The organism is Actinospineispora acaciae DSM 45401, assembly GCF_000620785.1.
Taxonomy (GTDB): Bacteria; Actinomycetota; Actinomycetes; order Mycobacteriales; family Pseudonocardiaceae; genus Pseudonocardia; species Pseudonocardia acaciae.
In genome coordinates this window covers 14,424-37,108 of sequence record NZ_JIAI01000009.1, presented here as the reverse complement: position 1 = coordinate 37,108, position 22,685 = coordinate 14,424, and the positions used below count along the sequence as shown (strand labels likewise).

Below are 22,685 nucleotides of genomic sequence, written 5' to 3'. Positions count from 1 at the left end.
CTCCGATCTCGGTGCGGGTCGCGCCTAACACCCGACTCACCTCCTTGCCGCGGCGACCAGCCGCTGGGTGTAGGGATGGTGCGGGTCGTGGAACAGCTGGTCGGTCAGGCCGCGCTCGACGATCCGGCCCAGCTGCATCACCAGGCAGCGGTCGGTGAGCGCCTCGATGACCGCGAAGTCGTGGCTGACCACCACCGCCGCGATGTCCCGCTCGGCGAGCAGGCCGCGCAGCAGGTCCAGCACGCCGGCGGCGACCGACGCGTCCAGGCCGGTGGTGGGCTCGTCCAGCAGCAGCACCGGCGGCTCGGTGGCCAGCGCCTTGGCGATCTGCACGCGCTGGCGCATGCCGCCGGAGAACGTCCGCACCGGGTCGTCCATCCGGGCCAGCGGCACCTCGACGCGGTCCAGCAGCTCGCTGGCCCGGCGGCGGATGTCGTGGTAGCCGCGCCAGCCGGCGGCGGTCAGGCGCTCGGCGATGTTCCCGCCGGCGCTGACGCCGAGGTCCAGCCCGGCCGCCGGGTCCTGGTGCACCACCGCCATGGAGTCCACCCGCAGCCGGCGGCGCTCGGCGTCCGGCAGCGACAGCACGTCGGTGCGGCCGTCCGCCACGGTGGCCAGCCGCACCTCGCCTGCCGTGGCGGGCTCGTCGCCGACCACGCAGGACAGCACCGTGGACTTGCCGGAGCCGGACTCGCCGATCACGCCGAGCGCCTCGCCGGGGGCGACGTCGAACGAGACGTCCCAGGCGGCCACCACCGCGCCGGTGGAGGGGCTGATCGCCGTGGCGTGCTCCGGGCCGGTGCCGTCCACCGCGCCGGCGCCCCCCAGTCCGTGCACCTTGCCGATCCCGTCCACTTTCAAAGCCCAGTCGCGTCCGCCGGCCTTCGTGCGCCGGTGCGGCCGGGGCTCGGTCGTGGTCGCCGAGGTGGCCCGCGCCCGGCGGGCGGGGTCGGGCAGCAGGTGCAGCGGTGCGCGCTCGCGGTGCGCGGTGAGGTCGGCGTCTCCGGCGCGGACGCGCGCGCACCACTCGGTGTCGCTGCACAGGTAACCGCCGGACGATCCGGCCTCGACCAGGTAGACGTCGTCGCTTCCGCACAGCCGGCAGCGGGCGCCGGGGGCGTGCTCGACCTCGAACGGCACGTCGTCGAAGGCCAGCGGGGCCACGTCGGTGTGCGGCGGGATGGCGTAGATCCGCTTCTCCCGGCCGGCGCCGTAGAGGTTCAGGTGCTCGCACCGGTCCAGCCGGGGGATGTCCCAGCGCGGGACCGGCGAGGTGGCCATCACGTAGCGGCCGTCCACGAGCACGGGGTAACCGGTGGTCTGGGTGATCATCCCGTTGCGGACGATGTCCTCGTAGAGGCTGACCCAGATCGCGGAGTAGTCGTCCTCGGCGTGCATCCGGGCACACTCGACGACTGACTTCTGCACGCCGCGCAGCGGTTCGGGCACCGGCACCTGGTAGACCAGCACGTGCTCGGCGGACATCGCCTCCTCGGGGATCCGGTGCCGGGTCTGGACGACGGTCGCCTCCCGGGTGTCGGCGGACTCCGCGCAGCCGGTGCTGGCCGCGATCATCCGCCGCAGGTTGGTGGCGTTCACGCCGCCGTCGTCGCCCTGGTCGATCACCTTGACGGTGTCCCGATCGCCGATCACCGCGAGCGTGACCTGCAGCCCGCCGGACCCCCAGCCCCTGGCCACCGGCATCTCCCGGGAACCGAACGGCACCTGGTAGCCGGGCACGCACACCGCCGTCAGCGTGGCGCGGCGGATCTCCCGCTTGGCGCCTTCGTCGAGGATGCCGGCCGGCATCGAAATCGCCGCGTCGGCGGCGTCGATCAGCTCCATCGTGGACGTCATCAGCAGGCCCTCCCGATCGGCTCGCTCTGGCGCACCGGGCCTGGATCCCCGGCGGCCTGCAGCGACTGCTTGCGTTCGACCATCGAGCGGAACGTCACGTAGTGCGGCAGCTTCAGGTGCTCCAGGAAGCCTCCGGAGTCCAGCCCGTCCGTGGTGAGCAGCAGCAGCTGCTCCAGCGGCCCGGAGCGGCCGAACCGGCGGTTGGCGATGTCCAGGTTCGCCATCGCGATGGCCTTGCGCTCGTTGTGCCCGAAGCACAGCCCGTACCCGACGTCGAACCGGCCGCGGTCCTCGTCGGCGCCGTCCAGGTCCTCGATCGCCTCGGTCTCGGTGACCCGGAACTCCCCGACGGTGACCGGGTTGCCGGTGTGCGGATGGACGACCCGCAGCGGCAGCCGCCCGTGCCGCACCTCGCCGAGGGTGACCTCGTGCAGGTTGCCGTCCGGACCGAGGATCGAGCGGTACCAGAGTGCCACCAGCGCGCCGGTCTCGGCGCGGGCCATCGCGGCCAGGGTGGCCGAGCGGGGCGCCGGCGGGCGGGCGGCGGTACGGGTGACGTCCACCGGGTCGGGGTCGTCGGTCGTGTCGCGGCGGTGGTCCACCGCGAGGTCCAGCTCGCGCAGCAGGTCCAGGAACCGGCGCGGGCGCCGGCCCTGTTCGTTGCCGGGTCCGGAGCCGTTGCGTTCGACGGCCGGCGGGTGGGACCCGTTCGACAGCTCGCTCGCCGGAGGTCGGTCGCTCCGCTCCCTCTCGGACTTGTCCAGCAGCCGACCTGTGTAGTCGGTGGTGCGGCCGAGCAGCTGGGGGCCGTCGGGCTGGCGGAACGCGGGCACGATGCGCCGCAGGATCAGCAGCTCGTCCGGGTCGACGGGCTCGCTCACCGCCAGCCTGGGCAGCGTCGAGCGGTACGCCCGCACCAGGTGCGCCGCCTCCAGCGCGTCACCCTCGGCCTGGCGGAACGCCGCCGCCGAGGTCGCCTCGTCGTAGAGCCCGGCCTCGCCCATCACCCGGTCCACCGCCAGCCGGAACCGGCCGGTGATCTGTTCGGTCGAGGCCCACGGCACCGGCGCGTGATCGCGCGCGGTCCGAACCAGCTCCTCGGCGGCCACGATCGCGTCCAGGCCGCCCCGAGCGCCCGAGTACCCCATCAGCCGTCCTCCTCGATACGAGTGGTGCGCGGCAGCCCGAGCACCGCGCCGTCCGGCGCCACCAGCAGCACGTCGATGCCCGCCGGGAAGCCGGCCACCGCGTCCCGCCGGGCCGTGACCAGGTCGTCGGGCACACCCGCTGGGGCGATCTTCTTAACGCCGGGCACGCCGGGTCCGCTGAGCAGCCACGTCCGGGGGCCGCCGTCGATGGACTCCACCGCCACCGACAGCAGCGCGGCCCGCTCCGGCGCGCCGGCGCTGCCCCGGTGCAGGGCACGGACCTCGTCACCGGTGATCGGGCGCAGCGCGGCCACCAGCCGGGCCCGCTCCAGCGGGACGGCCGGCGCGGACGTCGCGGTCCGCACGGACTCCGCCCACCGGCGGTCCGGGTCGAGCAGGCAGACGCCGGTGCCCAGGTCGGCGAGCGCGAGCGTCGGCCACAACGCGGCGGGCAGCCGGTGATCAACCGGCAGCCGGAACACCTGACCGGGGCGGGCCAGCGCGTCCAGTACCGCCCGGAAGGTCTGTTGCGCGTCGGCGGGGCGCAGGGCCGCAGTCGGGGGCGCGGCGGGTTCGACGACGGTCACGCCAGCTCCTCGAACTCGACGACGGTGGGGGCGAGCTGCGCCCACTCCCGGTCCAGGGCCTCGGCGCGCCGGTGCGCGACCCGCCTGCACAGCGCGTCCACGGCTTCGGCGTTCGGCCGGCCGGCGGTGGCCTCCGCGTCCAGCACGGCGGCGGCCAGCGTGGCCGCGCGGTCGTCCCCGAGGCGCATCGCCCAGCCCCGGTGCCCGTCCAGCTCGACCTCGGCGTGGCAGGCCAGCACGTCGCCGAGCAGGAACCGCTGGGCGGCCACCGGCTCGCGCACCTGGGTGGACACGCAGCCCACCTCCGGCGGCCGCGGCACCGACACCGGCGACCCGTCGGCAAGACACCGGTCGGCCAGCTCGCGCAGCTCCTCCGGTTGCGCCACGGCCAGCAGGCCGCACCGCTCCTCCCTGTTGAACAGGGTCACTTCGTCTCCTCCTGTAGTTCCACCACGACACGCACCGCGTCCGCGCGGGTCCACGCGCTGCTGGACATGAGCACCCGGCCGTCCTCGGCGTCCCGGTTCACGCTGTCCACCAGCCACACCGGCACGCTCGCCTCGACGCCCAACCCGCGCAGCACCTCGGCCGGCGGCACCTCGAAGCTGACCCGGCACCACGCCCGCACCGGGTGCGCCCGGCCCATCTGGCGCAGCACCAGGTCGATGGACTCGACGGCGTGCAGCGCCAGGTCCAGGTCCGGCGCCACGTCCACCGGGACCCACTCCTCGGTCCAGGTGGCGAGCAGGTCGTCGATGTAGAAGTTGCGCACGATCCGGTGCACCGGCGAGCCGGCCGGCCGTTCCAGCCGCTCGGCCAGCTCCGCCGGCAGCTCCACCCGCTGCACCGACTTGACCTGCGAGCGCGGCGTCGCCCCCGCCGCCTCGACGGTCGCGTGCCAGGACGGCGGCCGGCTGTGCGAGATCACGTAGTCGATGCGCCGGTTCACGAACGTCCCGGCGCCCTGCACCCGCCGGACCAGCAGCCGCCGCTCCAGCTCCTGCAGCGCCGACCGCGCCGCGGCCCGCCCCACCCCGAACCGCTCCGCCAGCTCTGGCTCGCTGGCCACCCTGCTCCCGGGCGGGCGGCCGGCCAGCTCGGTGGCCAGCCGCTCGGCGATCTTCAGGTACCTCGTCGAGGTCATGTCCCCGACTCTTGCCGGTGAGCTTGTCCGGACAACTTCGCACGAGCCAACGCGCAGGTCCCCGAAGGTGAACTCCGGAGACAGTTGTTCCGGTTACGACTCCCGCTTCTGCAGTGCGAACAGGCTGGTGTAGCCGCCGGACCAGTCCGGGGGCAGCAGGCACGGGCGGGGGTCGTGCCTGGCCCAGCGGGCGGGGCGGCCGCGCACGATCTCGCCGGCGTGGCTGCTGTTCAGCGGGTTCGCGGTGTAGGTCATCGCGTCGGCGGCGCTGTAGACGTTGAGCAGCAGCGGGCGGCCCAGGTCGGAGTCGTTCTTGGCCGAGCAGTGCAGCGTGCGGCAGTTGTGGACGGTCAGCGAGCCGGCCGGGCCGGGCAGGTAGACGGCCTGGTCGGCGGGCACCGAGGCGGCGTCGGCCTCGGACAGCGAGCCGGTCCACACGCCGTCGGCGCCGTAGAGGTCGTACAGCTCGCCGTCGTGGCTGCCGGGCAGCACGCCCAGCGGGGCCTGGTCCATGCCGCAGTCGTAGAGGTAGGTGCCGATGGTGAGCGGGCTGTAGTTCGTGTGCGGCCAGTACTGAATGTCTTGGTGCCACTTGACCTCGGCGCCGCCGCGCGCCCACTTGAAGTTCAGCTTCGAGTGATGAAACTTCACGTCCGGGCCGACCAGGTCGGCGGCGACGTCGGCGAGCAGCGAGTCGCGGGCGTAGGCCCAGTAGTCCGGATGCTGGTCGACCGGGCTGGTCACCCGGCGCAGCCGGGGCTCGGCGGCGGTGTGGTCGGGCTCGATGTCGAACACCGCGTCGGACGCCGCGACCGCGCGGCTGCGCTCGATCATCTCTTCGGTGGCCGCGCGCAGCCGGGCCAGCCAGTCCGCCGGCACGACCTCCTCCAGCAGCAGGTAGCCGTTGGCGACGTAGAACTCCCGCTGCTCCTCGGTCAGCATGGCGGGTCCACCTCCAGGGGGGTTGCCGACAACTCATATACCAGTTTGTAAGCTAGGTCACGTGACTGTGAACGACAACCCTGTGGAGCTGGATTCAGGGCCGCCGGCCTCGATGGCGCAGCGGGCGTACCAGGAGATCAGGGACCTGCTCGTCACCGTGCGCATCCGCCCGGGCGCCCCGCTGTCCGAGGAGCGGCTGACCCGGCACCTGGGTGTCGGGCGGACGCCGGTCCGGGAGGCGATCAAGCGCCTGGAGACCGAGCGGCTGGTGGTCGTCTACCCGCGCCGGGGCGCGTTCGCCACCGCCGTGCACGTCGCCGACCTGGAGCTGCTCGGCGCGGTGCGCGCCCCGCTGGAGGGCGAGGCCGCCTACCACGCCGCCCGCCGGGCCTCCCGCACCGACCGCGAGCTGCTGCGCGAGCTGATGGCACGCGCCCAGGACTGCGAGCCCGGCGCGGCCGCCGAGATCGACTTCGACAGCCGGGTGCACCGGGCGATCTACCGCGCGGCGCACAACCCGTACCTGGAGGCCACCCTGGAGCAGTACTACAACCTGATCCTGCGCATCTGGCACGTCGCCCTGGACCGGCTGCCCCCGGTCACCACCCACATCGCCGAGCTGGTGCCGCTGCTCGACGCCGTGCTGGCCGGCGATGCCGACCAGGCCCGCGCCCTCGCCATCGACCACGTGGCCACCTTCCAGCGCGAGGTAGCCGCCGTCCTCTAGCTCAGCACGCGGCGCCACCAGACGGCGAGGAGTTCGACGAGGAGCACGGTGGCGAAGATGAGCAGGAGGACGGTGGTGACCATGCCGAACTCCAGGATGCGGGACGCGGAGAGCAGGTCGAAGCCGATGCCGCCGGCGCCGACGATGCCGAGCAGCGTGGCCGAGCGGATGTTGACGTCGAGCTGGTAGAGCAGGTGGGCGACGAACGCGGGGGCGGCCTGGGGCACGGTGGCCGCGAACAGCACCTGCCAGCGGCCGGCTCCGGTGGCGCGGACGGCCTGTTCGACGCCGGGGTCGACCTCCTCCACCGAGTCGGCGATCAGCTTGCCGAGCAGCCCGATCGCGCCCACGCCCAGGGCCAGCGCGCCGGCCACCGCGCCCAGCCCGGTGACCACCACGAACACCACCGCCAGCACCAGCTCGGGCACGCCCCGGATCAGCACGATGACCAGCCGGAACGCCCGCGCCACCGCCGGCGAGGGCGCCACGTTGCGGGCGGCCAGCACGCCGATCGGCAACGCCATCGCGGCGCCCAGCACGGTGGCCGCCAGCGCGATCTTGACGGTGATCCAGAGGTCGGCGAGCAGGGTGTCGAACTGGCCGCCCGCCGACGGCGGCCAGAACAGCCCGAGCGTGTTCCCCAGGTCGCCCAGTGCCGCGAGGAAACGCACCGGCGAGAGGTCCGCGCCCCAGACCGACGCCGCCACCACCAGCCCGGTCACCACGACGTACCCGGCGCGGCGCACCCTCGCCGGCGTCCAGTCCGGGCTGATCGCCCCCGGCCGCGCCCGCCCGGCCACCGCAGCCCCGGACCCCGAGCCGCGCAGCAGCGCCACCCGGATCGACCCGGACACCATCTCGACGGCCACGCAGAGCAGCAGCACGACCAGCGCGAGCGCCATCCCCCGCCGGTAGTCCAGCCGCCCGAACGCGTTGGCGATGCCGTACCCGAGGCCGTCCACCCCGACGAACCCGAGCACCACCGAGATCCGCAGGTTGATGTCCAGCCGGTGCAGCGCGGTGGCCACGAACGCCGGCAGCACCTGCGGCATCACCCCGCTGACCAGCTCCTGCCCGCGCGCCGCCCCGCCGGCCCGCACGGCCGTGCGCGGCCCCTCGTCGATCTGCTCGACCGCGTCGGCGTAGAGCTTGGCCACCATGCCGACCGAGTGCAGCCCCATCGCGAGCACGCCGGTCATCGCGCCCAGCCCGAACAGCCGGAAGAAGATGATCGCCAGCACCACGTCCGGGACGGCCCTGGTCAGCACGATCACCGTCCGCGCGCCGAACCGGGCGCCCGGGTGCGGCGTGGTGTTGCCGGCGGCGAGGACCGCGAGCGGGACGCTGATCAGCACCGAGAGCACCGTCGCGGACACCACGATGGCCAGCGTCCGGCCGCTGAGCGCGAGCAGCTCGTCGAGCGGCGGGAAGTCCAGCGGGAACATCCGCCCGGCGAAGTCCACCGCGTTGTGCCAGCTGTCGACCAGGGTGGCCAGGTTGATCCGCAGGTCCCCGACCGCCCAGCAGCCCAGCCCGAGCAGCGCCGCGATGGCCAGCCAGGCCGCCACCCCGGCAGGCCTGGGCCGCGCCAACGTCCGTGCCGCCCGCTCGACGGGCAGGTAGGTAGCCGTCACGTCAGACCGCGGCCGCCACCGGCAGCGCGCCGACCCGGGAGTACAGCGACATCGCCTCGTCGCGGCCGAGCCCGGCCACCGGGGTGTCCAGCACCACGCACCCGGCGCGCAGCCCGATCACCCGATCCCCCCAGCTCAGCGCCAGGTCGACCTGGTGCAGGCTGCACAGCACGGTGAGCTTGCGCTCCGCGCTGATCTCCCGGATCAGGCTCATCACCTGCGCGGAGGTCTCCGGGTCGAGGGAGGCCACCGGCTCGTCGGCGAGCAGGATCTCGGGGTTCTGCATCAGCGCCCTGGCCACCGCCACCCGCTGCTGCTGTCCGCCGGACAGCGTGTCGGCGCGCTGGAACGCCCGGTCGGCCAGCCCCACCCGCTCCAGGTGCCCCAGCGCCTCGTGCCGCACGGCCTTCGGATAGCTGAACAGGCCCAGCCGGGGCCCGCGCAGCCCGCCGAGCGCGCCGGTGCACACGTTCTCCAGCACGGTCAGGCTGCCCACCAGGTGGAACTGCTGGAACACGAACCCGATCCGCCGACGCAGCCGTCGCAGCTCGGAGCCGCCGCGGCGGCCCACGTCCGTCCCCAGCACCGTCACCGAGCCCGAACTGGGCCGCTGCAGCCCGTCGACGTGGCGCAGCAGCGTGGACTTGCCCGACCCGGACAGCCCCAGCAGCACCGCCACCTCGCCGGCCCGCACGCTCAGCGACACCTCGTTGAGCGCCAGCAGCTCCGGCCCGAACCGCTTGCTGACCCGCTCGAACCGCACCACCTCGTCCGGCGCCGACCCCTCGACGCTCAGGAGGCGCTGCACTGCTTCGCCTTCGTGACGTCGCAGACCTTGCGGACGCTGTTGTAGAACGCGTCGTCCACCTTCGCGTAGCCCCAGTCGCCGGAGTCGTCGGCGGCCTTGCAGGCGGTGGCGCAGAAGCCGTTGGCGTTGAGGTAGTCCACGTTGGCCTTGTTCTGGAACGCGTCGGTCAGGGTGGCGCGCAGCGCCGGGTCCAGGTCGTCGCTGATCGCCACCGGGGAGCCGGCGATCACCTCGGACTTCCACACCGTGTCCAGCTGGCCGGGCTTGAGCTGGCCCTTCTCGATCAGGACCTTGTCCACGATGACGTCCTGGGCGAAGCCGACGTCGCACTGCCCGCTGGCCACCGCGAGCGCCGAGGCGTCATGCCCGCCGGCCATCACCGGGGTCACGTCCCGGTCCGGGTTGATGCCGGCCTCGATCAGCGCGGCCGACGGGTACAGGTGCCCCGAGGTGGAGTTCGGGTCCACGTAGCAGACCTTCTTGCCCCTGAACCCGGCCAGGTCATGGACCTGCGACCCGGCCCTGGCGATGGCGTAGGACTGGTAGCCGGGCTGCGCGCCCTTGGTCTTGGTCTGCGCGGCGACCGGCGTGGCCTTCACCCCGGTGCCGCGCGCCAGCACGTAGGACAGCGGCCCGTACTGGGCGATGTCCACCTTGCCGGTGCGCTGCGCCTCGATCACGGCCGCGTAGTTGGTGGCGCTCTGGAACCGGATCTTCTTGCCGGTCGCCTTGCCCAGCATCGCCATCAGCGGCTGGTACGCCTGCTGCATGGTCTGTGCGTTCTCCGACGGGATGGCGGCGAACACCAGCTCGTCGGGGTTGCGCGGGCCGGCGCCGGCGCCGCCGTCCTTCGCGCTCTGCCCGCAACCGGTCAGGGCCAGCGCGGACGCGGTGACCACGGCGACCAGCGCTCCGAGCGCGCGCCGGGGGATCAAGCTCATCGGGGGCCTTCCTCGAGTCCGTTCGACGGCACAGAGCGTGCGGGCGGCCGATGCCGTCAAGGCGACGGCATGGTTACCGGAGGAGGAACACCCCGAGTCGCGTGTCACCACCCGACCGAAGAACCCGTGAGTGGTTAGCGTTGCTATGACAACGCTAACCACTCACGGGTTCAGGGCGGCGGCCATCGCGTCGCGGGGGGCCGGGCGGCCGGTGAACTGTTCGACCTGGCCGAACGCCTGGTGCAGCAGCATGTCCAGGCCGGTGGCGAGTCGGCCGCCGGCGGCCTGCACGGCGCTGGCCATCGGCGTGGGCCACGGGTGGTAGATGACGTCGAGCACGAACGGGGCGGCGGCCGCGGCGGGCGCGCAGTCGTCGGCCACGCCGGCCGGGACGGTGCTGACCAGGATGTCGACGGACGACGCGCCGGGCAGCGCCGGGTCCCAGGTCACCACCGTGGCGTCAAGGCCGAAGTGCTCGGCGACGGCCACCGTGCCGGCCGCCCGTGCCGGGGTGCGCACCATGATCTCCAGCCGCTGAATGCCCAGCTCGGCGAGGCCGGCGACGGCGGCGGCCGCCGTGGCCCCGGCGCCGAGCAGCAGCGCCCGGCCGGTTCGCGGTGCCGTCCAGCCCACGGATTTAAGAGCTCCGGTCACCCCGTCGATATCCGTGCAGTCCGCGCGCCACCCGCCGTCCTTCAACCTGACCAGGGTGTTCGCCGAGTCCACGGCCACCGCCCGGTCGGTCCGCTCGTCCGCGCGGGCCAGCGCGGCCCGCTTGCCGGGCATGGTGACCGACAGCCCCACCCACTCCGGGCCCAGCGAGTCCACCAGGCCGGGCAGCCGGGCCTCGTCGCACTCGATCGCGTCGTAGCGCCAGCCGGTCAGCCCGAGCGCGGCGTAGGCAGCCCGGTGCAGCGCGGGCGAACGGGAGTGTCCTACCGGCGAGCCCAGCACGGCCGCCCGCCTGACCGTCTGATCAGAAGGCACCGGCCGCCAACGCCTCTTTCACGTTCTTCTGGTGCTCGGGCAGCGAGGTGGCGAAGCACGAGGTGCCGTCCTTGTGGCAGCGCACGAAGAACATCCACGGGCCGTCCTCGGGGTTCAGCGCGGACTGGATGGCCTCCCTGCCCGGCGCGCCGATCGGGGTGGGCGGCAGGCCGTAGTTGAGGTAGCTGTTGTACGGGCCGGGGCGGTTGCGGTCCTCCGTGCTGGTCCGCACCTCCTGCAGGTCCAGCGGGTAGTTCACGGTGGAGTCCAGCCCGAGCCGGACCCGGTCCTTGAGCCGGTTGTAGATCACCCTGGAGATCTTGTTGAAGTCCGGGGTGAGGCCTTCCCGCTCCACCAGCGAGGCGATCACCAGCAGTTGGTACGCGCTGTACTTGCTCTTCTCGGCCGTCGTGAGCAGCCCCAGCGACTCGTACTGCGCCGCCGACGCGCTGACCAGGGTGCGCAGCACCTCGACCGGCGAGCTGCCCGGCCGCACGTCGTAGCGCCCGGGCGCCAACCAGCCCTCCAGCCGGCGCTTGGGCTCGGCCTTGCCGACCTCGGCCACCGCCCAGCCGGGCACCCCGAGCTGCGACGGCGGGGTGCTCATCATGGTCGCGCGCAGCTGTTCGGGCGTGATGCAGGTGTCCGAGCCGTTGATGTCGACGCAGGTCGCCTTGGAGATCATCGACAGCACCCCGGGAGCGACCTTGCCGTCGGGCAGCCTGGTGTCGTCCAGCTGGACGCCGCCCTTGATCTCCAGCTGGCCCACCCGCGAGGTCGGGTCGAGCAGCAGCTCGACGGCCTTCTGCCCGGACATGCCCAACCGCAGCCGGTAGTACCCGGGCTGCAGGGAGCGGGCCTTGGCGTCGTCCAGCGCGGCGGCGGTGGTGAACGCCTTGGCGCTCTGCACTACGCCCTGCCTGGCCAGCTCGGTGCCCATGGCGCTGATCAGGTCGCCCTGCTTGATCCGGACGATCACGTCGCCGTTGCCGTCGCCCTCGAAGTCGGGCACCCCGAACATCTTCTTGTACCCGAGGTAGCCGCCCGCCCCGATGGCCGCGACCAGCACCACCAGCACCAGCAGCAGCGGCCCGCGACGACGGCGCCGAGGACGGCGGCGGGACGGCCGCTCGACACGCTCCGTCCGCTCGACGGGGGCGGACGGCCGTTTCCCCGGTGGGCGCTCCATGGCCGGTCGTCCTCCGCGTGCTCGGGCGCGGTCGTCGTCAGCCCGCGCGCGTTCGTGCCAGCTCCGGCCGAAGTCGGCACCGGCCCGCGCCGGGCGCCCGCCCCCGAGGCGGGGTCCGATGACGCGCAGCGGCTGGGTGTCGTCCCTGCTCCTCGGCCCGGTCACGCCTCGATCCCGCCTCCGGCGGAACGACGCGTGTCCAACCAACCTTGCAGGATCGCGACGGCGGCCGCCTGGTCGACCACGGCGCGCTGCTTGCGGCCGGCCACCCCGCTGCCGCGCAGCGCGCGGGTGGCCACCACGGTGGACAGCCGTTCGTCGACCATCCGCACCGGCACCGGCAGCAGCGGGGTGAGGGCGTCCGCATAGCGGCGCGCGGCCTCGGCGGCCGGGCCTTCCCGGCCCGCGAGCGTGCGGGGCAGACCGACCACCACCTCTACTACCTCGTACTCGGCCACGAGCTCGGCCAGCCGGCGGAGGTCCGTGCCGTCCCGCTCGTCTCGTCGGAGGGTAACCAGGGGTGTGGCGAGCAGGCCGCCGGGGTCACTGACGGCGACCCCGACCCGGACCGAACCGACGTCGACGCCCAACAGCCGGCCGGATTCACTCACTCTCCGCTCACCCCAGTCACTCTCAGTGAGCGCGTACGGCTGTTCGCAGCGCGGCCACCGCGTCCGGCACGCCGGCCGGGTTGGTGCCGCCGCCCTGGGCCAGGTCGGCCTTGCCGCCGCCGCGCCCGCCCACGGACCCGGCGAACGTCGGGATCAGCTTCCCGGCGGCCAGCCCCCGGGTGCGGGCGGCCTCGGTGGTGGCCACCACGAACGTCACCCGGTCGGAGTCCGTGCCGAACAGCGCGACCACCCCGGGCCGGGCGCCCAGCCTGCCCCGGACGTCGGCGGTCAGCGCGCGCAGGTCGTTGGCGCCGACCCCGCCGGGCACCTCGACGGCCACCAGCGCGGTGCCGTCGACGTCCTCGGCGGCATCGGCCAGCGACCCGGCCGAGGACAGCACGGCCTCGGCGCGCTGCTTCTCCAGGTCCCGCTCGACCACGCGCAGCCGCTCCACCAGGCCGGCCACCCGGTCGGGCAGCTCCTCGGGGCGGGCCTTGAGCTGGTCGGAGAGCTGGGTGAGCAGCAGGTGCTCCTTGGACATGTGCCGGAACGCGTCCAGCCCGACCAGGGCCTCGACCCGGCGCACGCCCGAGCCGATCGACCCCTCGGAGAGCACCTTGACCATGCCCAGCTCGCCGGTGCGGTGCACGTGCGTGCCGCCGCACAGCTCGCGGGAGTACTCCCCCATGTCCACGACCCGCACCCGGTCGCCGTACTTCTCGCCGAAGAACATCAGCGCCCCCAGCTTGCGGGCCTCGTCCATCGACGTCTCGTACGCCTCGACCTCCCGGTTCTGCTGCAGCACGGTGTTGACCTCGTCCTCGATCTCGCCCAGCGCGGCCGGCGAGACGGCCCCGGACGGGGAGGTGAAGTCGAACCGCAGCCGGCCGGGGGCGTTCAGCGAGCCGGCCTGGCGCGCCGAGGTGCCCAGGGCGTTGCGCACGCCGGCGTGCACCAGGTGGGTGGCGGTGTGCGCGCGGGACACGCCGGACCGCCGCGCCGGGTCGATCTCGGCGATCACCTGGGCGTCCAGCGTGACGGTGCCGGCGGTGACCTCGCCCCGGTGCACCCGCAGGCCGGCCACCGGGGACTGCACGTCGTCCACCCGGACCACGAACCCGTCGCCGCGCAGGTAGCCCGTGTCGGCCTGCTGGCCGCCGGCCTCGGCGTAGAACGGCGTGCGGTCGAGCATCACCTCGACGGCGTCGCCCTCGGAGGCGGCGGCCACGCTCTGCCCGTCGCGCAGCAGCCCGACCACCCGGCCCTCGCTGGCCAGCTCGGTGTAGCCGAGGAACACGGTGTTGCCGTGGTTGTCCAGCACGGCCCGGTACAGCGAGGCGTCCACGTGGCCGGTCTTGCGGGCGGCGGCGTCGGCCTTGGCCCGGGAGCGCTGCTCGTTCATCAGCCGGCGGAAGCCGTCCTCGTCGACGCTGAGCCCGGCCTCGGCGGCCATCTCCAGGGTCAGGTCGATCGGGAACCCGTACGTGTCGTGCAGCTGGAACGCCTGGTCACCGGCGAGCTGGGTGCCGCCCTGGTTCTTCACGGCGGTGACCGCCGTGTCGAAGATCCGCGACCCGGACGACAACGTCTGCAGGAAGGCGTCCTCCTCGGCGCGCACCACGGCGTTGATCCGCTCGAAGTCGGTGACCAGCTCCGGGTAGGACGGGGCCATGGCGTCGCGCACCACCTCGGCGAACGAGCCGAGCACCGGCTCGCGCACGCCCAGCAGCCGGGCCGAGCGCACGATCCGGCGCAGCAGCCGGCGCAGCACGTATCCCCTGGCCTCGTTGGACGGCGTCACGCCGTCGCCGATGATCATCACGCCGGACCGGGCGTGGTCGGCGATCACCCGGAACCGCACGTCGTCGGTGGGGTCCGCGCCGTAGCGCCGCCCGGACAGCTCCTCGGCGCGGGCGATCACCGGGCGGACCAGGTCGGTCTCGTAGACGTTGGCCACGCCCTGGAGCAGGTAGGCGACCCGCTCCACGCCCATGCCGGTGTCGATGTTCTTGCTGGGCAGCTCGCCGATCGGCTTGTGCCCCTGCTTGGGGCTGCGCTCACCGCGCTCGTCCTGCATGAAGACGAGGTTCCACAGCTCCAGGTAGCGGTCCTCGTCCGCGACGGGCCCGCCCTCGCGGCCGTGCTCCGGGCCCCGGTCGTAGAAGATCTCCGAGCAGGGCCCACCCGGGCCGGGCACGCCCATGTCCCAGTAGTTGTCCTTGCCGCCCCGGCGCTGGATCCGCTCCTCGGGCAGGCCGGTGATCTTTCGCCAGAGCTCGAAGGCCTCGTCGTCATCGTGGTAGACGGTCGGCCAGATGCGGTCCGGGTCGAAGCCGTAGCCGCCGGCGTCCTGGGAGCCGGTGACCAGGTTCCAGGCGTACTCGATGGCGCCGGCCTTGAAGTAGTCGCCGAAGCTGAAGTTCCCGGCCATCTGGAAGAACGTGTTGTGCCGGGTGGTCTTGCCGACCTCGTCGATGTCCCCGGTGCGCACGCACTTCTGGATGGAGGTGGCGCGCGGGTAGGGCGGCGGGACCTCGCCGAGGAAGTACGGCTTGAACTGCACCATGCCGGCGTTGACGAACAGCAGGGTCGGGTCGTCGAGGATCAGCGAGGCGCTGGGCACCTTCGTGTGTCCGGCGTTGACGAAATGGTCGGTGAAACGTCGATTGATCTCGTGGGTTTCCACGGTGGCACTCTCTTACGCGGTCGTGAGCCTGTGTTGCGGACGCGAGGACGGCGGGGACGAGGCCGGTCAGGCCCGGTCGCCCGCCCCGCGCGCTCGCCCGGCCTCGGTCGGGAAGATCGTGTCGGCCAGCCCGGGCAGCGGCTGGCCGGTGCGGTGCTCGACCATGTCGGTGAGCTGGTGCTCGCGCTCGGCCATGCCGGCGCGCACCTCGGCCCCGAACGCGCCGAGCGCCGAGGCCAGCTCGCGCAGCCCGTCGCCGATCTGCTCACCCACCCCGGCCGGGGTCAGCCGCTGGGCGGCGTCGGCGGCCTTGCGGGTGGCCACCACGCCGGCCGCGATCCCCAGGCCTAGCCAGAACAACCGTTTCATCGCCGCCGTTCCTTGCGGGCACGCCTCGCCTTGATCGCTTTCGACACGCCGTACGAGAACGCGGCCGCCCGTACCAGCGGCCCTCCCATGGTAGCGGTGAACAGCGAGGTCAGGGCCGAGACGTTGCTGGTCACGGCGCGCGCGTTGGTGGTGATCCCGTCCACCCGCCGCAGCTGGGTGTTCACCTGCGTGATCGTGGTGTTGGTGTTGTCCAGCATCGGGCCGCCGCGCTGGTGCGCCTCACGGATCGCGATGGTGGCCTCGTCCAGCGTGCGGCCCAGCTTGATCAGCGGAATGGCGAGCAGCACGACCAGCACCACGAAGGCACCGGCGGCGACCACCGCGGCGATCTGCTCGGCCGTCATGGCGCGCCTCCCGGAGTTGTGTCATCGGTGATCAGATCAAGGCTACCGCCCCCGTGCGCCGCCTCGGTGACCGCCCGGTTTCGCTCGGTTCAGCCACCCGAACGGGCGGAGCGGGTGCACCGACGTGGGTCCGCCCGGCCTGTGCGCTTGTACCGCGACCGGCGCGCTCGCACCCTCTGGCGGCATGAGACCAGGGATCGGCGCGGTGGTGGGCGTGACGCTGTCGCTGGTCACCTGGTTCCCGCCGGCGGCACCGCCGTCGGCCCCGCCGGGCGAGCCCGCGCCGCCGCCGGCCTCGGGGCCCGTCGAGGTCACCGAACAGCGCAGCGAGACGTCGACGACGTACCGGCATCCCAACGGGGCTCGTACCGTGGTGCTCACCACCGGCCCGGTCCGGGTGCAGCGCGGGAACGGCTGGGCGCCGCTCGACCTCGCGCTGCACCGCGAGCCGGACGGGGCCGTGCGGGCGGGCGCGCATCCGTACCTGCTGTGGCTCTCCGGCGGCGGCGCGGCGGCGGACGCGGCCTCGGTGCGCGCGCCGGACGGCACGAACACCGCGCTGGCCTGGGACGGTCCGCTGCCCGCACCCCAGGTGGACGGCACCAGGGCGACCTATCCTGGCGCGCGGCCCGGCGCCGACCTGGTCGTGGAGGCCACCCGCACCGGGTTCGTCGCCTCGCTGCGCCGGTCGCTGGCCCCACCGGCCGCTCCCCCCGACCACATCGCGACGGCCTCCGGCCTGGGCGCGCCGGCCGCGCCGCCGGCGCCGCTGGTCCTGCGGGTCACCCGGCCCGGCGCCGCCTCGTCACTGCACCCGGCCACCGCGCCGGTTCCTGGCGGAGGTCCGTCGGACATGTTCGCCGCCGCGCCCGCGCTCAGCCAGGTGGCGGCCAACGGCGGGGCCACGCTGCCCTTCGACACCTCGGTGCTGAGCACGGCGGCGGGCAGCGACCTGTCCAGCGAGCCGGAGCTGCGGGTGGGTAGTTCGGAGGGCGGCTCGGTGGCGCGCGGGTTCCTGTCCTGGGACCTGTCGCGGCTGGGCGGGGAGCGGGTCTCGTCGGCGACGCTGCGGCTGTATTCGGACTGGTCGGCGACGTGTGAGGCGCGGGGGTGGGAGGTCTGGTCCAGCCCTGGGGTCGGGCCGGCCACCCGATGGGGCAACCAGCCGGCCGGTGAACGGGCGTGGGCCAGCAGCACGGAGACCAGGGGGCACGACCCGGCCTGCGGGGCCGGCTGGGTCAGCATCGACCTCACGGACCTGGTCCGTTCGTGGATCCAGGCCGGCGTGGGTGTCGGCACGATCATGGTGCGCGCCACCGACGAGGGCGACCCGCTGAGTTCGAAACGGTTCGGGTCCGGCGACGGGCTGCATGTGCCCGCTCTGGGCATCACGCTCGAACCGTGAGCCCGGTATGTCCATGCTCCATACGGGCGCTGGCGTCCCGTTCGCGGTAGATAGATCGTTCTACAAGTGGATAGATCGTTCTAGCAATAGATAGATCGTTCTACTTGGACGTCGACGTGAGCGTGGACGTGGGGGTGCTCCCGAGCCACGCACGGTGGCCACGACAAGCCGGGCTAACGGTGTGAAGCGCTCCAGTTCGGACCGAGGACCAGGTCGCTCACCCGCTCCAACGAGGCGACGAACGCCGCGCGCTCCGGCTCGGGGAGATCGGCCAGCATCCGCGCCTCCATCCGCCGGATGGCCGAGCGACACGACGCCACCAGCTCCTCGCCCGCCTCAGTGAGCTCGACTATGCGGTTGCGGCGGTCGGCGGGGTCGGGGGTGCGGCGCACCAGGCCGCGCCGCTCCAGCCTGTCCAGGATCGGGATCAGCCGGGTCTTGTCCCGGCCGGCGGTCTCGGCCAGCCGCGCCTGCGAGCGGGCGGGTGCGCGGCGCAGCGCGGCCAGCACGACGTAGTCCCACATCTCGACGCCGAGGCCGGACAGGACCGGACGCTCGGCCTCCACCATGGCATGGCCCAGACGGACGAACATCGCCCCGAGGTCGTGCCTCTGCGCACCCATCCCCGGGACGATAAACCCCTGGACAAATCGTCCACCTTCGTAGATGGTCTACATATGCACATCAATGACGCACGACCGCTGCACCGCCGGGCGCTCGCCCTCGCCGGCTCCGTGATCGACAAGGTCACCCCGCCCGACCTCGGCAAAAGCACACCATGCGCGGACTGGGACCTCGACGCGCTGCTCGCGCACATGATCGGCCAGAACCACGGTTTCGCCGCCGCCGTGCGCGGACCTGGCGACGCGCCACTCTCCGCGTTCGATTCGAGACCCCCGGGCTCCCAGCCGTCCACACGGTGGCAGGCCTCCGCCGACGACGTCGCCGACGCCTTCGTGAAAGCCGACCTGGACCGGCCCGTACTGCTGGCCGAGCTGAGCGCCGAACAGCGGTTCCCGACCGCGCTGGTGATCGGCTTTCAGCTGCTGGACACCGTCGTGCACGGCTGGGACGTCGCCACCGCGCTCGCCCTGCCGTTCGACCCCGAACCGGATCTGGTCGCCGCCACCCTCCGAGTCGCCGAGGCGGTCCCGACCGGCGCGTACCGGGAACGGCCCGGGGCCACGTTCGCGCCCGTACTCCCCACCGCCGACGGCGCCGGCGACTGGCACCGCGCGCTCGCCCTACTGGGCCGCCGGCCCTCCTGAGCCGCGAATCGCCCGGCGCAGCTTCGGCACGCGCTCGGACAGCGCGCGCTCGCCTCCGTGCGGGGTCGGCCGGTAGTAGTCGCGGCCGACCAGCTCGTCCGGCGGGTACTGCTGGGCGAGCACGGCCTCGGGCACGTTGTGGGGATACCGGTAGCCCACCGCGTTGCCCAGCCGCGCGGCCCCGGCGTAGTGGCCGTCGCGCAGGTGCGGCGGGACGGCCCCGGCGTGGCCGGCGCGCACGTCGGCGATCGCCTCGTCCACCGCCGTGATCACCGCGTTGGACTTCGGCGCGGTGGCCAGGTGCACGGTGGCCTGGGCCAGCGCGAGCCGGGCCTCGGGCAGGCCCACGAGCTGGACGGTCTGCGCGGCGGCCACCGCGACCGGGAGCGCCGTCGGGTCGGCCATGCCGACGTCCTCGCTGGCGTGCACCATCAGCCGGCGGGCGATGAACCGGGGGTCCTCGCCGGCCACGATCATCCGCGCCAGGTAGTGCAGCGCGGCGTCCACGTCCGAGCCCCTGATCGACTTGATGAACGCGCTGATCACGTCGTAGTGCTGGTCGCCGGCGCGGTCGTAGGCCACCGAGGCCTCTTCAACCACCTTCCGCACGATCTCGATGTCGATCGAGGCAGAGTCCGTGCCGGCGGCCGCGTCGGCGGCGGCCTCGAGCACGGTCAGCGCCCGCCTTGCGTCGCCGGCGGACAGCCGCACCAACTGCTCGCGCGCCGCGTCGGCCAGCTCGAACTCGCCGTTCAGGCCGCGCTGGTCGGCCAGCGCGCGGTCCAGCAGGGTGCCGATCTCCGCGTCGGTCAGCGACTCCAGCCGCAGCACCAGCGACCGCGACAGCAGCGGCGTGACCACCGAGAACGACGGGTTCTCCGTGGTCGCCCCGACGAGCAGCACCAGCCGGTCCTCCACCGCGCCGAGCAGCGCGTCCTGCTGGGTCTTGGAGAACCTGTGCACCTCGTCGATGAACAGCACGGTGGTCTGCCCGGTGTAGTCCAGCCGCTTGCGCGCGTCCTCGATCACCGCGCGCAGCTCCTTGACCCCGGACGACAACGCGGACAGCGCGACGAAATGACGCGAGCCCTGTCCGGCCATCAGCCGCGCGATGGTCGTCTTGCCGGTGCCCGGCGGGCCGTAGAGCAGCACCGACGCCGGCGCCGCCCCCTCCACCAGACGGCGCAGCGGCGCCCCGGCGGCGAGCAGGTGGGACTGCCCGACCACCTCGTCCAGCGTGCGCGGGCGCATCCGGACCGCCAGCGGGGCAACCGAGGACACCGGTTCCCCGCCGGCGGACCGGTCGCTGCCAGCGTCCAGTTGGACAGAGTCGACCGAGAACAGACCGTCGCTCACCCACATGACGCTACGCCGCGAGGGGCGGGTTGCCACCGGGTGGCCGCTCGTCGCCACCGGTGCGGATCCGCTCACGCGTCTCGCGCCGCCACTCCTCCACCGCCGCGAGGTAGCGCTCCCGCTCGGCGGCCAGCCACTCACGCTCCTGCCTGAGCCGCGCGACCTCGGCCGCGGTCTGCTGGCGCAGTGCCCGCTCCCGGGATGCGTCGGCCGACCGGCCGGCCTGGAAGGCGAGGAATATCAGAAAGCCGTACCCAAGGATCATCCAGAAGGTCATCATCGTTGCGCCCCTCTCCTCTATAGGGACTGTGTACCCAGAATCCAAGTCCCCCTAAACAGGCACAACCAGCCGTACAGGTGAAATCACCTGAACGGAGAGTTACTCTTGTCCAGCCGACAGGGGTCGGCCAGATGCTTGCTCTTGGGCCTCGACATGCCCACACTCATCTCGTTGCGACCGTTAGGGGCTCCGTCCATGCACCTTGCCGCCCAGATGCCGCCGGCGAAGATCGGTTCGCGCGGCCTCATGGAGCTGCGGATCGCGCGCAAGGTCGCCGCCCTCAGCGGTGTCGCCGGTGATCCGTGGAGCTCAGACGACGCCGGCCGCGGGCGCGCCTGGCTGGTCGACTACCGGGAGCTGACCACCACCGAGCTCACCCTCGGCGGCCCGGTCATCCCGCACCGGGACGACCCGGACGGCGGCGTGTTCTACCGCCCGGAGAAGTCCACCCGCCAGTTCCGGCACGTGGACGGCGAGGACGTCGACTTCGCCCCGATCCCCAACGTCGCGGTGCAGGCCTACGGCCCGGACACCAAGGCCGCGCTGGTCCTGACCGGGGCGAACCACGTGCTGGCCCCGGTGGCCAGGGCCGTGCGGCGGGCGCTGGCCGACATCAGCGGGATGGTCGACTCCCCCAGCCTGGCGGTTGCCGTCGGGCTGTGCCTGCTCCAGGAGGTGTTCGCGTCCCAGCCGATCCTGGTGCGCAACGGCGTGCAGGCCGCCCAGATCCAGCGGGCGTTCCTGCAGCCCCGCCCCGAGCCCACCCGCCCGAACCGGACCGGGCGCGCGCTGTCGCGCATCGAGTACGGCGGGCAGGCCGAGCCGAAGATCAAGCACAGCCCCCGGCACCTGGAGGTCATCCACTCCACCTGGGACAGCATCTTCGAGCACGACCAGTACGACGAACAGGGCCAGGTGCAGGGCAGCCAGGCCGGGCTGCGGTTCAACCCACTGTTCGGGTGGGAGCAGAGCGACACGGTGGCCGCGACCGGGCGCCCCGAGCACCGCGAGCTGCTGATCGCCATGCTCGAGGACATGAGCGAGGCGCTGCTCATCGGCAGCATGGCCGGCGCGCCGCTGTCCACCATCCAGATCGAGGACCCCGCCGACGGCCCGCCCTACGCGGAGGTCCTGGTGCCGCGCCAGCGCCAGGTGGAGCTGATCGTGGCCAGCATGGCCCGCCAGCTCGCGCCGCTGCCCGGCCGCCCGATCCGCAAGGGGCAGGTGCTGGCCCTGCCCGAGCTGGACATCGACGGCTGGCGGGACGAGGACACCCTGACCCGCCGCGCGGTGCTGCTGGCGCACTACTACGCGCTGCGCGCCGCCGGCTGGTTCGCCGGGATGATCAAGCTCGACCACCGCCGCAGCCGCGAGGACACCGCCGCCCGGTGCCGCCGCCTGATCGAGGCCGCCGAGGCGCTGCTCGACGCGGAGGACCCGCTGCGCGACCAGGTCAGCGCGTACGCGCGCGGGTACGTGATGCAGTACGAGGCGACCTTCGGCCGGGCCACCGAGGACTACCCGGCGCTGATCGACGCGCTGGAGCGGCTGGTCAAGCGGGCCGAGCGCGGGATGGGCAAGGCGGTGCTGGTCGAGCTGCTGCCGCTGGTGCTGGACAACCTGCGCGCGGTGCGCCGGTCGGTGTCCACCGGCATGTGCAAGGGGCCCAGCGTGCGGCGGCTGACCGCGGCGCTGGAGCGGTGGTGGGGCACCGCGCGCCGGCTGCGCGACGACCTGATCGACGACCCGGCCGAGCGCAGCCACCTCGACCACGGGTACGCGCGGTTCCTGCTCGACCCGGTCAGCGACGACACCAGCCTGCGCCGGGGGCTGGAGCTGATGACCGAGGTGAGCGCGAGCCGGGAGCACTCGGCGGCCAGGGAGGGCCGCTGGATCGCGCTGCGGATGAGCTACCTGGCGCAGCTGCAGGGCCACGTCGAGGCGCTGCGGCGCTGGAACGACGCCGACGAGGTGGCCGAGCACGCGGGCCGGGCGTTCGCGGTGGCCAAGGCGCTCAACGACCACGAGGCGACCTGGACGTACCTGGACCAGCGGGTGGACCCCGCCAGGCCGGGGCGCGCCAGCTACGACGGCGCGGCGGTGCTGCTGCTGGTGACGCTGGTGCAGGGGTGGCTGTCCGCGCTGCGCACCGGCGTGCTGGACTCCGACCAGGCCAAGGAGGCCGAGCAGGGGGCGAAACGGGCCGTCGATGCGCTGCGCGGCTACCTCGACGCGCTGCGGGGCGACCACCAGGACCCGCCGGGCCGGCCGGGCTCGCGGCTCGACCCGTTGCGCACCCGGTTCGCCGAGGACGCCCTCGCGGCGTGGGAGGACTGGTCGACCAGCCGGAACGGGTGAGCGGTTCCGGCCCGGTTAAGGTC

The 22,685-nt window shown here is 73.3% G+C and carries 22 protein-coding genes; 4 read left to right on the top strand and 18 right to left on the bottom strand.

Annotation, left to right across the window (positions count from 1 at the left end):
* Window positions 1–36: 36 nt before the first annotated feature.
* The 6 genes from N912_RS60930 to N912_RS56035 all read right to left on the bottom strand — a co-directional run bounded on the left by N912_RS60930 (window position 37) and on the right by N912_RS56035 (window position 5,678).
* On the bottom strand, window positions 37–1,857 hold the full coding sequence (locus N912_RS60930; protein WP_064745462.1) for an alpha-D-ribose 1-methylphosphonate 5-phosphate C-P-lyase PhnJ: 1,821 nt from the start codon (window positions 1,855–1,857) through the stop codon (window positions 37–39).
* On the bottom strand, window positions 1,857–3,005 hold the full coding sequence (locus N912_RS0132260; protein ID WP_028925652.1) for a carbon-phosphorus lyase complex subunit PhnI: 1,149 nt from the start codon (window positions 3,003–3,005) through the stop codon (window positions 1,857–1,859). The genes N912_RS60930 and N912_RS0132260 overlap by 1 nt, the downstream gene beginning before the upstream one ends.
* The gene (gene phnH, locus N912_RS0132255) at window positions 3,005–3,592 is read right to left on the bottom strand and encodes a phosphonate C-P lyase system protein PhnH (protein ID WP_028925651.1); all 588 of its coding nucleotides are present in this window, start codon (window positions 3,590–3,592) and stop codon (window positions 3,005–3,007) included. The genes N912_RS0132260 and phnH overlap by 1 nt, the downstream gene beginning before the upstream one ends.
* The gene (locus tag N912_RS0132250) at window positions 3,589–4,020 is read right to left on the bottom strand and encodes a phosphonate C-P lyase system protein PhnG (protein ID WP_028925650.1); all 432 of its coding nucleotides are present in this window, start codon (window positions 4,018–4,020) and stop codon (window positions 3,589–3,591) included. Before N912_RS0132250 ends, phnH begins: the two co-directional genes overlap by 4 nt.
* Window positions 4,017–4,736 carry a GntR family transcriptional regulator gene (locus N912_RS0132245; protein ID WP_037067802.1) on the bottom strand — a complete coding sequence of 240 codons (720 nt, stop codon included), beginning with the start codon at window positions 4,734–4,736 and terminating at the stop codon, window positions 4,017–4,019. The genes N912_RS0132250 and N912_RS0132245 overlap by 4 nt, the downstream gene beginning before the upstream one ends.
* Window positions 4,737–4,829: 93 nt before the next feature.
* A complete protein-coding gene (locus N912_RS56035) occupies window positions 4,830–5,678 on the bottom strand; it encodes a phytanoyl-CoA dioxygenase family protein (RefSeq protein WP_051581115.1) in 849 nt (282 codons plus the stop codon).
* A 61-nt stretch (window positions 5,679–5,739) separates the two neighbouring features.
* Between N912_RS56035 and N912_RS0132235 the strand changes: the two genes are divergently transcribed.
* On the top strand, window positions 5,740–6,405 hold the full coding sequence (locus N912_RS0132235; RefSeq protein WP_245645574.1) for a GntR family transcriptional regulator: 666 nt from the start codon (window positions 5,740–5,742) through the stop codon (window positions 6,403–6,405).
* Here the strand turns inward: N912_RS0132235 and phnE are convergent.
* The 9 genes from phnE to N912_RS0132190 form a co-directional block, all read right to left on the bottom strand.
* Window positions 6,402–8,039 carry a phosphonate ABC transporter, permease protein PhnE gene (gene phnE, locus N912_RS0132230; RefSeq protein ID WP_028925647.1) on the bottom strand — a complete coding sequence of 546 codons (1,638 nt, stop codon included), beginning with the start codon at window positions 8,037–8,039 and terminating at the stop codon, window positions 6,402–6,404. The genes N912_RS0132235 and phnE overlap by 4 nt on opposite strands.
* A 1-nt stretch (window position 8,040) precedes the next feature.
* Window positions 8,041–8,847 (bottom strand): phosphonate ABC transporter ATP-binding protein, encoded by an 807-nt coding sequence (phnC, locus tag N912_RS0132225; protein WP_245645572.1) that lies wholly within the window; start codon window positions 8,845–8,847, stop codon window positions 8,041–8,043.
* The gene (locus N912_RS0132220) at window positions 8,832–9,788 is read right to left on the bottom strand and encodes a phosphate/phosphite/phosphonate ABC transporter substrate-binding protein (RefSeq protein ID WP_051581114.1); all 957 of its coding nucleotides are present in this window, start codon (window positions 9,786–9,788) and stop codon (window positions 8,832–8,834) included. The genes phnC and N912_RS0132220 overlap by 16 nt, the downstream gene beginning before the upstream one ends.
* Window positions 9,789–9,950: 162 nt before the next feature.
* Window positions 9,951–10,775, bottom strand: a complete 825-nt coding sequence (locus N912_RS0132215; RefSeq protein ID WP_028925644.1) for a shikimate dehydrogenase — start codon at window positions 10,773–10,775, stop codon at window positions 9,951–9,953.
* The gene (gene mltG, locus N912_RS0132210; protein ID WP_211261480.1) at window positions 10,765–12,129 is read right to left on the bottom strand and encodes an endolytic transglycosylase MltG; all 1,365 of its coding nucleotides are present in this window, start codon (window positions 12,127–12,129) and stop codon (window positions 10,765–10,767) included. The genes N912_RS0132215 and mltG overlap by 11 nt, the downstream gene beginning before the upstream one ends.
* Window positions 12,126–12,575, bottom strand: coding sequence for a Holliday junction resolvase RuvX (ruvX, locus tag N912_RS0132205; protein WP_028925642.1), 450 nt, complete (start codon window positions 12,573–12,575; stop codon window positions 12,126–12,128). Before ruvX ends, mltG begins: the two co-directional genes overlap by 4 nt.
* A gap of 22 nt (window positions 12,576–12,597) precedes the next feature.
* Window positions 12,598–15,261 carry an alanine--tRNA ligase gene (gene alaS, locus N912_RS0132200; protein ID WP_028925641.1) on the bottom strand — a complete coding sequence of 888 codons (2,664 nt, stop codon included), beginning with the start codon at window positions 15,259–15,261 and terminating at the stop codon, window positions 12,598–12,600.
* Between the two features lie 66 nt (window positions 15,262–15,327).
* Window positions 15,328–15,630 carry a hypothetical protein gene (locus N912_RS0132195; protein ID WP_028925640.1) on the bottom strand — a complete coding sequence of 101 codons (303 nt, stop codon included), beginning with the start codon at window positions 15,628–15,630 and terminating at the stop codon, window positions 15,328–15,330.
* Window positions 15,627–15,995 carry a DUF948 domain-containing protein gene (locus N912_RS0132190; RefSeq protein WP_028925639.1) on the bottom strand — a complete coding sequence of 123 codons (369 nt, stop codon included), beginning with the start codon at window positions 15,993–15,995 and terminating at the stop codon, window positions 15,627–15,629. Before N912_RS0132190 ends, N912_RS0132195 begins: the two co-directional genes overlap by 4 nt.
* A gap of 184 nt (window positions 15,996–16,179) precedes the next feature.
* Between N912_RS0132190 and N912_RS56030 the strand changes: the two genes are divergently transcribed.
* Complete coding sequence (locus tag N912_RS56030) at window positions 16,180–17,400, top strand: DNRLRE domain-containing protein (protein WP_156994193.1); 1,221 nt, start codon at window positions 16,180–16,182, stop codon at window positions 17,398–17,400.
* Between the two features lie 173 nt (window positions 17,401–17,573).
* Here N912_RS56030 and N912_RS0132180 read toward each other — a convergent pair whose 3' ends face one another.
* Window positions 17,574–18,023 (bottom strand): MarR family winged helix-turn-helix transcriptional regulator, encoded by a 450-nt coding sequence (locus N912_RS0132180; protein WP_037067797.1) that lies wholly within the window; start codon window positions 18,021–18,023, stop codon window positions 17,574–17,576.
* Window positions 18,024–18,077: 54 nt separating this feature from the next.
* On the opposite strand from N912_RS0132180, the gene N912_RS0132175 reads away from it, so the two are divergent.
* Complete coding sequence (locus tag N912_RS0132175) at window positions 18,078–18,668, top strand: TIGR03086 family metal-binding protein (RefSeq protein ID WP_028925637.1); 591 nt, start codon at window positions 18,078–18,080, stop codon at window positions 18,666–18,668.
* Here N912_RS0132175 and N912_RS0132170 read toward each other — a convergent pair.
* Both N912_RS0132170 and N912_RS0132165 read right to left on the bottom strand, forming a co-directional pair.
* The gene (locus tag N912_RS0132170; RefSeq protein ID WP_084211406.1) at window positions 18,645–20,030 is read right to left on the bottom strand and encodes a replication-associated recombination protein A; all 1,386 of its coding nucleotides are present in this window, start codon (window positions 20,028–20,030) and stop codon (window positions 18,645–18,647) included. The two genes, N912_RS0132175 and N912_RS0132170, sit on opposite strands and share 24 nt — an antisense overlap.
* Window positions 20,031–20,034: 4 nt before the next feature.
* Window positions 20,035–20,304: a hypothetical protein gene (locus N912_RS0132165; protein ID WP_156994191.1), complete on the bottom strand. Its 270-nt coding sequence runs from the start codon at window positions 20,302–20,304 to the stop codon at window positions 20,035–20,037.
* A gap of 195 nt (window positions 20,305–20,499) precedes the next feature.
* Here N912_RS0132165 and N912_RS0132160 point away from each other — a divergent pair, with 195 nt between their 5' ends.
* Window positions 20,500–22,662: a hypothetical protein gene (locus N912_RS0132160; protein WP_156994190.1), complete on the top strand. Its 2,163-nt coding sequence runs from the start codon at window positions 20,500–20,502 to the stop codon at window positions 22,660–22,662.
* Window positions 22,663–22,685 lie beyond the last annotated feature (23 nt).